Source organism: Chryseobacterium gambrini (assembly GCF_900156825.1).
Classification (GTDB): Bacteria; Bacteroidota; Bacteroidia; order Flavobacteriales; family Weeksellaceae; genus Chryseobacterium; species Chryseobacterium gambrini.
Genome location: NZ_FTOV01000007.1, coordinates 159,759 through 170,944 on the forward strand (window position 1 = coordinate 159,759; position 11,186 = coordinate 170,944).

General features: G+C 37.2%; 11 protein-coding genes and 1 pseudogene. 9 read left to right on the forward strand and 3 right to left on the reverse strand.

Annotated features, from left to right (window positions below; all coding sequences use genetic code 11):
- Positions 1-14 precede the first annotated feature (14 nt).
- Positions 15-701, forward strand: a pseudogene (locus tag BW951_RS14165) (ATP-binding protein); the annotation flags it as partial.
- A 159-nt stretch (positions 702-860) separates the two neighbouring features.
- Positions 861-1,199 (forward strand): hypothetical protein, encoded by a 339-nt coding sequence (locus BW951_RS14170; protein ID WP_076393953.1) that lies wholly within the window; start codon positions 861-863, stop codon positions 1,197-1,199.
- A 93-nt stretch (positions 1,200-1,292) separates the two neighbouring features.
- Here BW951_RS14170 and BW951_RS14175 read toward each other — a convergent pair whose 3' ends face one another.
- From BW951_RS14175 to BW951_RS14185, 3 genes are all read right to left on the reverse strand, one after another.
- The gene (locus tag BW951_RS14175; RefSeq protein ID WP_076393954.1) at positions 1,293-1,769 is read right to left on the reverse strand and encodes a YdeI/OmpD-associated family protein; all 477 of its coding nucleotides are present in this window, start codon (positions 1,767-1,769) and stop codon (positions 1,293-1,295) included.
- Positions 1,770-1,779: 10 nt separating this feature from the next.
- A complete protein-coding gene (locus tag BW951_RS14180; protein ID WP_076393956.1) occupies positions 1,780-2,454 on the reverse strand; it encodes a hypothetical protein in 675 nt (224 codons plus the stop codon).
- A 98-nt stretch (positions 2,455-2,552) separates the two neighbouring features.
- On the reverse strand, positions 2,553-4,754 hold the full coding sequence (locus BW951_RS14185) for a S46 family peptidase (RefSeq protein ID WP_076393958.1): 2,202 nt from the start codon (positions 4,752-4,754) through the stop codon (positions 2,553-2,555).
- A gap of 87 nt (positions 4,755-4,841) precedes the next feature.
- On the opposite strand from BW951_RS14185, the gene BW951_RS14190 reads away from it, so the two are divergent.
- The 7 genes from BW951_RS14190 to BW951_RS14220 all read left to right on the forward strand — a co-directional run bounded on the left by BW951_RS14190 (position 4,842) and on the right by BW951_RS14220 (position 11,174).
- Positions 4,842-5,276 carry an META domain-containing protein gene (locus BW951_RS14190; RefSeq protein WP_076393960.1) on the forward strand — a complete coding sequence of 145 codons (435 nt, stop codon included), beginning with the start codon at positions 4,842-4,844 and terminating at the stop codon, positions 5,274-5,276.
- Positions 5,277-6,016: 740 nt separating this feature from the next.
- Positions 6,017-7,258 (forward strand): GTPase HflX, encoded by a 1,242-nt coding sequence (gene hflX / locus BW951_RS14195; protein WP_076394132.1) that lies wholly within the window; start codon positions 6,017-6,019, stop codon positions 7,256-7,258.
- 3 nt (positions 7,259-7,261) lie between these two features.
- Positions 7,262-7,648 carry a hypothetical protein gene (locus BW951_RS14200; protein ID WP_076393962.1) on the forward strand — a complete coding sequence of 129 codons (387 nt, stop codon included), beginning with the start codon at positions 7,262-7,264 and terminating at the stop codon, positions 7,646-7,648.
- Positions 7,645-8,274, forward strand: coding sequence for a DUF4919 domain-containing protein (locus BW951_RS14205; RefSeq protein WP_076393964.1), 630 nt, complete (start codon positions 7,645-7,647; stop codon positions 8,272-8,274). Before BW951_RS14200 ends, BW951_RS14205 begins: the two co-directional genes overlap by 4 nt.
- A 27-nt stretch (positions 8,275-8,301) precedes the next feature.
- Positions 8,302-9,588 carry a cation:proton antiporter gene (locus BW951_RS14210; protein WP_076393966.1) on the forward strand — a complete coding sequence of 429 codons (1,287 nt, stop codon included), beginning with the start codon at positions 8,302-8,304 and terminating at the stop codon, positions 9,586-9,588.
- 15 nt (positions 9,589-9,603) lie between these two features.
- Positions 9,604-10,323, forward strand: a complete 720-nt coding sequence (locus BW951_RS14215; RefSeq protein ID WP_076393968.1) for a DNA alkylation repair protein — start codon at positions 9,604-9,606, stop codon at positions 10,321-10,323.
- Positions 10,324-10,505: 182 nt separating this feature from the next.
- The gene (locus BW951_RS14220; RefSeq protein WP_076393970.1) at positions 10,506-11,174 is read left to right on the forward strand and encodes a hypothetical protein; all 669 of its coding nucleotides are present in this window, start codon (positions 10,506-10,508) and stop codon (positions 11,172-11,174) included.
- Positions 11,175-11,186: the final 12 nt, after the last annotated feature.

Sequence of the window (11,186 nt, forward strand, 5' to 3'; positions counted from 1 at the left end):
AAAAGTAATGCAATTTACATGGCGGCGGCGGTTATCCGCAACCGGGTGAAATTTCACTGGCTCATAACGGTGTTTTGTTTCTGGATGAAATGCCGGAATTTAAAAGAACGGTTCTTGAAGTGATGAGACAACCTTTGGAAGATCGTGAAGTTACTATTTCAAGAGCCCGATTTACGGTAAATTATCCTGCCAGTTTTATGCTCGTTGCTTCGATGAATCCGAGTCCGAGCGGATTTTTTCCCGACGACCCGAATAATACTTCCTCAACCTACGAAATGCAGCGATACATGAATAAGCTTTCCGGGCCGCTTCTGGACAGAATTGACATTCATATTGAAGTGCAGAAAGTGGAATTTGAACAGTTGGCGGAACGCAGAAAAGGTGAAAAAAGTGAAGACATCCGAAAACGGGTTCTCATTGCCCGCGAAACTCAAAGAGAGCGATATAAAGATTTAAAAATCAGTTACAACGCTCAAATAGGACCGAAAGAAATTGAAAAATTCTGTGAACTGGATGCCGCATCTTTCAACCTCATCAAAATGGCTATGGAAAAGCTTAATCTTTCCGCACGAGCTTACGACAGGATTTTAAAAGTATCCCGCACCATCGCAGATCTTGAAGAATCTGAGAATATTCTTTCTCATCATGTTTCGGAAGCCATCCAATACAGGAGTTTAGACCGCGAATTCTGGAATGCCTGATCATAGAATATCTCTTTTTTGTTTTAATTATAATTTTTTGTGGTTTCGGGGCAGCTTTGCTGCCCCGAAACTTTTATTAAAATATTTTTTAATACGACAAGTTTTGTCGTTATAAAGATTCATGTTTGCATAAAGATCAAGTAAAACTCAAAATAAAAAATGAAAACTGCTGTAGAAATTTCCGAAACAGATGCTCAGGAACATCATTTCAAATCTGTCATTCTTCTGTCAAAAGATTTTGCTCCGCATGAAAGTTCGGTAGCAGAGATCGACACGGCCATCCTCAAAAATGATTTCGGAATCTTAATCATTAAAAACAGTCAGGATCAGACGGCAGAATTTTCATGGCAGAAAAATATTATTTCTTCCAATACGGAAAGTGGCTATTTTAAGGAAATAATGAATGATCTGGGAGTGACCGTTCATCATAATGAAGATTCTATTGCCATAATTAATGGTGGGGTGAAACAGTTTCTGACGATTCATTTTATGATTTAATTGTAAAAAATTTAGCTGAATAAAAAAGTCCGCCAAAATAATGAGCGGACTTGTTCTTTATGATAAAACCTGTTCAAGGGAGAACTGCATTTTTTAAATTCCTTTCTTTCCATCCAAGATCATTCTTATCATTTTTACTTTTCTGTTTTCTCTTGTTTCCGGCTTTTTCGCTTCTTCAATCCAGCCGATATATTCCTTTCTGTGGGTATAGCTCATCTTGTCGAATAATTCTTTCGCTTCAGGATTTTCATTAAAAAGCAATACAATATCTTCCGCAATTTCCACGACCCTTTCTTCTTTGTCTTCCGTTAAAGAAACGGAAACCTCATCGCCGAAAGTCTTTCCGAGCTGTTTCCTGATTTCCTGAGTTAAGCCTAAAATATGACAATCCGATTTCATTTTGGCAAGGCTTCCCCGATATTCAACTTTATCGTCAAAAACAGCTTTTATTTTTACCTGACCTTTTTTACCAAATATCTCTTCCGTGGAAAAAGGGAATTCTACAAAAGCCGCATTCATTTCGCCGTTTTGCTTAATAACTGCTTTAAATTGTACAGAATCTGTTTTCATAACTTAAAATTTAGCACAATAACCACCACAGATTAAAATTATCCAGTTTTCCGTCTTTAAAATAGAACATAAAGGAATCTTCTATCTCCTTTCCCACCGGAATGCTGAAACGCTGAATATTCTTCTGATCGGTATTTTCGATTTTCAGTTTGGGAAATAGCTTTTGGAAATCTTCAACAGTGGTTTCCTGTGTAAGAATAATATGATGCGACTTGATCTCAAAACGGTTGTTTCCGGATTTCGTACTGCTGAAAATGACGGTATGATTGTTTGAAATAAATTCAGCATTGTTGGTATAGAAAGTGGTTATTTTCCCGTCAAAGTTTATAAGATCCTTTCCGTATGTTTTTTCCATCCACGTTTTATCAAGCCATTCAAAAGGGCTTCCGCAGTCCCATGGTTCAGTTTTTACAGAATCATGCTTTGGATAAAGTTTTTGGAATTGTTCTTGGGGTAAAATAATATCATTTCCATTCACCTGAACGTTTTCAATTTTCAGGAAATCATCTGTAAATGCTTTAGGTGTTTCATTTCCCGATATCGTTTCTTTATGTAAACTGTCTTGTTTGATAATACTTTGTAAAGAGTCATTGCCTTGTACAGATTTTAAATTCTCTTTCTCTTTTTTCTGACAGCTCCATAATGCTAAAAACATTAGCAAGGCTGCGAAAATTTTACTTTTCATTTTTAATAATATATTTTTTGATCGGGTTAAAATAATAAAATTTCAGCATAAAAAAACCGCGAAAGTAAACTTTCGCGGCTCCCATATCTGTTTAAAGATTATTTTTTCTTTCCTTTTGCAGGAGTTGCTTTTGGCATTTTTGTTTTGGTGTCTGCAGGAGTGTTCTCGTCTTTTACCAATTGTAATTCGTCGATAAGTCTTCTTGCACCCGCATATTTGTCGATCGTCCAAAGAACGAAACGAACGTCTACGTTAATGGTTTTCTGCCATTCCTGTTCGAAAACGATATCTCCACTTAATGCTTCGCTGTTTCCGTCGAATGCAATACCAATTAAGTTTCCGTCTGCATCGATCACCGGAGAACCGGAGTTTCCTCCTGTAATATCATTGTTGGAAAGGAAGTTTACCGGCATATATCCTTTTGCATCTGCATACTGTCCGAAATCTTTCAGGTTGTAAAGATCGATCACTCTCTGTGGAAGATCAAACTCTTCGTCCCCTTTCTTGTATTTCCCTACAAGACCTGTCATATCAGTATAATAGTTATCGGTAATCCCGAAGTAGTTTCTGTCTGATCGGATTGGCAGTTTATCTACCGTTCCGTACGTTAATCTCATGGTAGAGTTTGCATCCGGATAGAATTTTTTCTCAGGCATTGCCTTCATTAATCCTGCTAAGAATAATCTGTTGTTTTTAGCAAAATTATCATCAATTTTTACGAATCTTTCTGCAGAAGCTTTTTGGTCTGCCATAATTCCGTTTGCAATTTTCCAAAGCGGATCTGCATCCAGTTTTAATGGATCCGGATTCAGCATAAAGTTTGTTGCAGAAGTTTTGTTGGCGAAGATGGAAGAATACGCTACATTCGAAAGATTTTTAGCATCCAGTCCCATAATGGTTTCAGAAGCTACATCTTTGTTTACTCTTGTCTGGTAAAGGTTTACCATAGAGTTCATCATTTCTCCTTCAAGCTTGATATTAATGTTTTCGTAAGCAGATTTCAATGCTGCCTCTACTTTCGGTTTCATAGCCAGTCTTCCTGCCATATCCTGTTTTGCATATGCCTGCAGAACGCTTCCTACTTGCAATGCAAGTGTGAAATATTTAGAATTTCTGGAAAGCTGCGTCATGTACATTCTCTCCACGTTTCTGTCTGAAGTCTGCTTGTAATAAAGTCCGATATCTTCTAAAACCGTTTCGTACTCAATTACGTTTTCAGGTTGTACCGCCCAGGTTTTAAATCTTTCTTCAATTTTTTGCTTGTCTGTAATGGTTCCGTTTTTAATAACGGCATCAATAGTACCCTGTCTGTTTTTCCAGTAGTTCGCTACAGAAGCATATTGGGACGCATAGTTCAGCTGAGTTCCTTTGTCTTTATCCATGTATTTTTTCATTACATCCATGGCTAATTTAGAAGCTTCAACCCAAGCCGGATAATCTTTGTTTACCATCTGCTGAATTCCGTAAGAAGTCAGGTAACGGTTGGTTCTTCCCGGATATCCTAAGATCATTGAGAAATCTCCGGGCTTTACTCCTTTCAGAGAAACCGGTAAGAAATGTTTCGGCTTCAAAGGAACGTTGTTTGGAGAATATTCCGCAGGATTTCCCGCTGCATCAGCATACACTCTGAAAACCGTAAAGTCTGCGGTGTGTCTTGGCCATTCCCAGTTGTCTGTATCGCCCCCGAATTTCCCTAATGCAGAAGGCGGAGCTCCTACCAATCTGATATCTTTGTAGTCCTGATAAACGAAATAGTAAAATTCATTTCCGTTGAAGAAATCTCTTACAACTACTGTGTATTTTCCGTTCTCAGAGTTTTCAGACTGGATCGCTTTTGTTTCAGCGTCGATCACAGCTTTTCTCTCTGCAGCGGACATATTGTTGTTTAGTTTAGCGTTGATTCTTTGGGTAGCATCATCCATTCTTACCAAAAATCTTACGTAAAGATCTTTTGCATTGAATTCATCCTTCTGCTTCATTGCCCAGAATCCGTTCTTCAGATAATCTTTTTCCGGTGTAGAAGCGGCAGCTACAGCACCATATCCACAGTGGTGATTGGTAAAAATAAGACCCTGATTGGAAACAATTTCTCCTGTACAGAATCCTCCAAAGCTTACGATTGCGTCTTTTAAGCTTGAATTATTGACAGAATAAATCTCTTCCGGTGTAAGATGCAATCCTTCTTTTTGCATATCTACCCCATTCAGTCTTTTCACGAGCATTAACAGCCACATTCCCTCGTCCGCCCTCATCTGGGCAAAACTTAAAAGGAAAGTGAATAGTAGTAATATTCTTTTCATTTTATAAAATAATTTTTGTGTCGCTAATTTACTAATTTTTTTACTGTCTGATGTCTGAGATGGTACGAAAATGGATTCCGGTGAGTTATGAAAAAGAGATTCATTGCAATTTTAACATTTTTATGCCTGAGTTTTATCTTAAACTGCTCTTCCGTAACTGTAAAAAATCCACAGATCCGGAGAGAATGGATGCTGGTTTCTTTTGCAGATTACTCCAAAGAAGAGTTGATTAAAAACAATGCAAAAATTGATCTTACCTCTCCTCCCGACAACGGGAAAATAAAAACTTCTGCCTTCATGGGGTGCAATAAAATGTTTTTCACAACTGAATTTAAAAAAGAGAATCAATTACACATTTCAGAAGTTACCTCAACAGAAATGGCGTGTCCAAATATGAAACTGGAAAACGATTTTTCTCAGAACATCAAAAAGATGAATCATTACAAAGTGGAAGGACATTTTCTGACTTTAAATGATGATCAGGGAAATAGGATGAAGTTTATTGCGTCTGACTGGGATTGATTTCTTTGTTCTTATTTAATTTCTCAGTTTGCATTTTTATCTTACTTAAAAATTTCTATCATTTTGCTTTGCCTGCCTTTTCCGGTTAGCTGACTTAAAATTACCAAAAAAATGTCCATTTTCCACCACCATAAAAAATTCTGACCGGTTTGACTGCTTTTGACTGCTTTTGACCGGTTTGAAAACCCATTTCTTCGGATCCTGTTCGGGTCTTCTTCGGATCGGCTTCGGATCGGCTTCGGAAAAATGGGATTTTTTCCGAAGGAATACCGAACAACAGTCGAAGGATTTCGGGAGAATTTTGATTACCTTATTTCTTTAATTGTACGCTTCGGCTTCGCTCAGCGTACTTTAGTGCGATTCCATTTAAACAAATTATTGTAAACCAAACATTCACCATGAGCTGAGCGGAGTCGAAGCGCACATTATCGTAAATAATTATTCCTAAAGTTGTTAAACCCGCAAAGACGCAATATTTTTTAACACGCTCTATCTATTTAAGGCGCAAAGATTTTATCTCCGATAAAATTTTAATGCAGATATTTTTAAAGTAACCGTACGCTTCGGCTTCGCTCAGCGTACTTTAGTGCGATTCCATTTTAAACAGATCATTGTAAATAAAACCCGCCACCGTGCGCTGAGCGGAGCCGAAGCGTACACTATCCTCCCCAAAAAATTCGTTTTGGATTTTTTCCTGAAAAATGGTATCTTGTAAATCTCACAAATACAGACAGAATTTAATGCTAGAAAAGAAAGAACATAATTACGAAAAGGCAGTTTTGGTAGGGGTTGTTACACAACATCAGGATGAGGATAAACTTCAGGAATATATGGATGAGCTGGAGTTTTTAGCCTTTACAGCCGGAGCAACGGTAGATAAACGTTTTACACAGAAACTCACACAGCCCGATTCCAAAACCTTCATCGGAAGCGGTAAAGCTCAGGAAATTAAAGAATACGTAAAAGAAAACAACATAGGAACCGTTATTTTTGACGACGAATTATCTCCTTCACAGCTTAAAAACCTGGAAAGAGAAATGGAAGTCAAAATCTTAGACCGAACCAACCTTATCCTTGATATTTTTGCACAGAGAGCAACAACCTCATATGCAAGAACTCAGGTAGAACTAGCTCAATATCAATATCTTTTACCCCGATTAACGAGAATGTGGACCCACCTTGAACGCCAGAAAGGGGGAATCGGGATGAGAGGTCCCGGAGAAACGGAAATTGAAACCGACAGACGTATTATCCGCGATAGAATTTCATTGTTAAAAGACAAACTGAAAACCATCGATAAACAGATGGCAACCCAGAGAAACAACCGTGGAAAAGTAGTTCGTGTCGCTTTGGTAGGATACACCAACGTCGGGAAATCTACTTTGATGAACGCTTTGTCTAAATCTGAAGTTTTCGCTGAAAATAAACTGTTTGCGACATTGGATACGACAGTAAGAAAAGTAGTGATCGGAAATTTACCATTCCTTTTAACGGATACGGTTGGATTTATCCGAAAATTACCTACCCAATTGGTTGAATCGTTTAAATCTACCTTGGATGAGGTTCGTGAAGCGGATCTGCTGATTCACGTAGTGGATATTTCTCATGAAAGTTTCGAAGATCATATTGATTCTGTGAATCAGATTTTAATGGAGATCAATGCCCATCAGAAACCGATGATCATGGTTTTCAATAAGATTGATGATTTTAGCTATGAGAAAAAAGACGAGGACGATTTAACGCCTTCCACAAAAAAGAATATTTCTCTGGAAGAATGGAAAAAAACATGGATGGCAAAATCCAAATATCCGACGGTTTTCATTTCGGCACTTACGAAAGAAAATTTCCCTGAAATGAAAAAGCTGATCTATGATGAAGTGATGAAAATCCATATTTCCAGATTCCCGTACAACGATTTCCTTTTCGAATATTTCGATAACGATGAGGAAGAAAGTGCAGAAAAAGATCATGAAGAGCAATAATTCATGAACAGGCTGTTTTCCAACAACACATTCTATTACTTTTTTCTGATCGTGGTAGGAATTAATTTTTTGGGAAGCATCGGAGGAATCAGCAAAGAAACAGATATTTTAATAGTAAAAATTTTAGGAATGGTAACAGTCGTAGTTTGTCTGTTGGCACTGTTATCATTCTTTACAGATCTTAAATTCAATCATCTTTTCTTTAAAATTTATCTCTACGGTAAAGGTTTGCTTTCTCCTTTTTATTTATTGATTTATTTTCTTTACGAAAAAATAACCAACGACCTATATGTTTCCGGAACCTATTTTATGCCCGCTTTGTTCCGGCTGGTTTTAGGATTTGTTATGCTCGTTTTATACAACAAATACAAAATAGAAAAGAACCGATGAAACATTACTTTTTTCTCCTGTTTCTTCTGATTTCGCTTAGTGGTTTTGCTCAGAAATCAAAAATTGATTTTAAAGCTATTGAGAAAGATCTTAAAAGCGAAAAGTCTCAATACAACTACAACAAGCTGATTTTTAAATACAAAGCCTATCCAAAATCTTTAGATACGCTTGAAGCACAGCATCTTTACTACGGAAGAAATTTCAGAGAAGATCTGCTTTTTACAACAGATGAAGCATTTAAAAGTTTAGCCGATGCTTTCAAGAGCAATAATTTTCAGGACTGCATCAGACAGGGAAAAGCTTTGTATGATAAAGATCCTACCAATCTGGATATTCTGCTGATTCTTCTGAAAGCATATGACAGCATTAAAGACGGAGAAAATTTTCTGTATCATCTCAGTCAGTTCCGCGCTTTAACCGACGGAATGAAGTCTTCCGGAGACGGAAAAACAGAAAAAACACCGTATCTCGTGAATTCAGTAGGCGACGAATATATTCTGCTGAACATCCTGAATCTCGGAAAAGAATATACAAGAGGATCAAAATCCGCAAAAGACGGAATTCTTGATATCTGGGAAAAAGACAGCAACAAAGTTCACATCAAAGTATTATATATCGATTATTAATCACAAAAAATTTTAAACACCAAATTAGTGGAATTATACTATTCATTTTCAGCCTTAATTGTTTTAGCATCCATATTTTCATATCTTAATTACAGATTTCTGAAGCTTCCGAGTACCATCGGAATTATGGTGATCGCCATTGTGGTTTCCATATTTTTAGTTTCCTTCGGAGAAACGGTTTTGCCGATAACTTTCGGACATCTTCACAATTTAATGACCGGCATCGACTTTACAGAAGTTCTGATGGGAGCCATGCTAAATTTCCTTCTGTTTGCGGGAGGAATTCATATTAATATCGACGATCTCAAAGAGCAGTTTGTTCCTGTCGTGATTTTTTCAACGGCAGGAGTCGTGATTTCTACCTTTGTGGTGGGTTTCGGCATGTATTATCTGTTGCCTCTTGTCGGCATTTCGCTGCCTTTTATCTATTGTCTGCTTTTTGGCGCTCTGATCTCTCCTACCGATCCTGTTGCCGTTCTGAGTATCTTAAAACAGGCAAACGTTTCAAAATCTCTGGAAACCAAAGTTGCGGGAGAATCACTTTTTAATGACGGGATGGCGGTTGTGGTTTTTACAGTTGTTCTTCAGCTTGCGATCGGAAACGAAGTAACGCTGAATATGGAAAGCATTGGTCTGCTATTGCTGAAAGAAGCAGGTGGCGGACTTTTACTCGGCGTTGTTCTGGGATGGATTACTTCCCGACTGATGCGTGAAGTGGACGATTATATTATTTCCGTTCTGGTAACGCTTTCTGTTGTAATGGGAGGGTATCTTATTGCGAGACAGATGCATATTTCGGGACCTTTAACCATGGTTGCCGCCGGATTGTTCATGGGTAATTTTAATGTAAAATTCAAAATGAAATCTGTGACACAGGATTATCTGATCAAATTCTGGGAACTTATCGACGAAATCCTGAATGCAGTTCTATTCCTTTTTATTGGCTTTGAATTATTGATGATCAAAGACTTAAGCCATTATATGATTCCGGGATTATTGGCAATTGCGGTGGTTTTACTGGCAAGATTTATTTCAATTTGGGGACCTACTAAGTTCATGTCTTTCAGAACAAGATTCAGTCCGCAAACAGTAAAAGTTTTGGTTTGGGGCGGAATTCGCGGCGGAGTTTCGATTGCTCTGGCGCTTTCTATTCCGAAAAATGAAAACAGCACGATTGTTTTAAGCATTACTTACTGTGTGGTTGTGTTTTCAATTATCGTTCAGGGACTTACGATAGCCAAAGTTGCCAATCCGAAGAAGATTGCCAAAGAGGAAGAGGAACAGGAAAGTGTTGCTTTACATAATGTTGATTAAATTATTAATTATCAAATGAATGACATTTTAAAAGAAATAAAAGAAGCTTTAGTTACCTTATTAATTCCCGAGAAAGCAGAATTTTTCCCGAAGTTCTTCAAAACCGGAAAAGGAGAATACGGAGAAGGCGATTTGTTTTTAGGAGTAAAAGTTCCGGATCAGCGTTCTGTTGCAAAAGAATTTTACGCCAGAATTTCGATGGAAGAACTCAGCAAATTACTGTCTTCCCAATATCATGAACACAGATTGACGGCTTTATTCATGTTAATTTCTAAGTTTGAAAAAACAAAAGACAAAGCGGTAAAAGATGAAATTGTTGAGTTTTATCTGAATCATTTACAGCACATTAACAACTGGGATCTGGTAGATTCAAGCTGTTATAAAATTCTGGGACGCTATGCTTTTGAAAACCAGAAAGATGAATTACTGAGAACGCTTTCGGATTCTGAAGAAATGTGGCATAAAAGAATTGCTGTTGTGGGAACGATGCATTATGTAAAAAAAGGATCATTTGATCTTACCAAAGAATTCGTTACTAAAAATCTGAAACATACCCATGATCTGATGCACAAAGCCAACGGCTGGCTGCTTCGCGAAATGGGAGAAAAAAACGAAGCGGAATTAATTAATTTTCTGAATAAACATTACAAAGAAATGCCCAGAACAAGCCTTCGATACGCCATTGAAAAACTGGATGAGGATCTGAGGCAGGATTATCTGAAAGGCAGAATTTAAACATCTGGTCTGCCTAAAATTTTATTTAAAGTTGAAATTTATAAATAAAAATGCTCTCAACAGTTTTAAAAATCTTTGATTTTTAGAGGTTATTATGTGGGTTTTAATTTGTCCCCGTTAACTTTAAATAAAGAACTCTCAACTTTTGTTGGTAAATTTGAAAATTATTTAAAAACTCAAATATGAAAAACATTATTAAACAGTTGCTTTTATTATTGCCTCTGTTGCTGCTTACAAGCTGTTTTGATATTTTAGACAAAATCAACGTAAAAGCAGACGGAAGCGGAGAATATTCGCTTATCCTGAACGCCAGTAAAAGCAAAACCCGACTGGCATCCATCTCGAAAATGGAAACAATTAACGGTAAAAAAGTTCCGAAAAGGTCTGAAATTGAAGCTAAAATTAATGAAGCGGCAAGAATTTTCAAAGCTACACCCGGAATTTCGAATGTGAAGACTTCAATGGATTTTGATAACTACATTATCAAACTAAGCTGTAACTTCAAAAAAATTGAAAACATCAATGCCGGACTGGAACAGCTGAAAGCAAAAAACATCGTTGGAAAAATGGTTCCGGTACAGCTTTACAGTCAGAGTCCGGAGAAAAAAACATTCACCAGAAATAAAGTGAGCAGTTTTAAAAATGATTACGACAAGATGAGCAAAGCGGATAAAGAAGTCTTTAACGATGCGAAATATACTTCCGTGATGCAGTTTGAAAATACCATAAAATCCCAGACCAATAATGCTTACCTGCTTTCTCCGAACAAAAAAGCAGTAAAACTGGAAGCCCATGTTCTGGATTTTATCCTTCAGAAAAAACAATTACGAAATACCATTCTCTTTCAATAATTTCAATCGACA

Bases quoted from the DNA above. Each gene is read 5' to 3' on its own strand.
- BW951_RS14170 (WP_076393953.1), top strand. From the start codon at position 861: ATGAAAACTGCTGTAGAAATTTCCGAAACAGATGCTCAGGAACATCAT.
- BW951_RS14175 (WP_076393954.1), bottom strand. From the start codon at position 1,769: ATGAAAACAGATTCTGTACAATTTAAAGCAGTTATTAAGCAAAACGGC.
- BW951_RS14180 (WP_076393956.1), bottom strand. From the start codon at position 2,454: ATGAAAAGTAAAATTTTCGCAGCCTTGCTAATGTTTTTAGCATTATGG.
- BW951_RS14185 (WP_076393958.1), bottom strand. From the start codon at position 4,754: ATGAAAAGAATATTACTACTATTCACTTTCCTTTTAAGTTTTGCCCAG.
- BW951_RS14190 (WP_076393960.1), top strand. From the start codon at position 4,842: ATGAAAAAGAGATTCATTGCAATTTTAACATTTTTATGCCTGAGTTTT.
- hflX (WP_076394132.1), top strand. From the start codon at position 6,017: ATGCTAGAAAAGAAAGAACATAATTACGAAAAGGCAGTTTTGGTAGGG.
- BW951_RS14200 (WP_076393962.1), top strand. From the start codon at position 7,262: ATGAACAGGCTGTTTTCCAACAACACATTCTATTACTTTTTTCTGATC.
- BW951_RS14205 (WP_076393964.1), top strand. From the start codon at position 7,645: ATGAAACATTACTTTTTTCTCCTGTTTCTTCTGATTTCGCTTAGTGGT.
- BW951_RS14215 (WP_076393968.1), top strand. From the start codon at position 9,604: ATGAATGACATTTTAAAAGAAATAAAAGAAGCTTTAGTTACCTTATTA.
- BW951_RS14220 (WP_076393970.1), top strand. From the start codon at position 10,506: ATGAAAAACATTATTAAACAGTTGCTTTTATTATTGCCTCTGTTGCTG.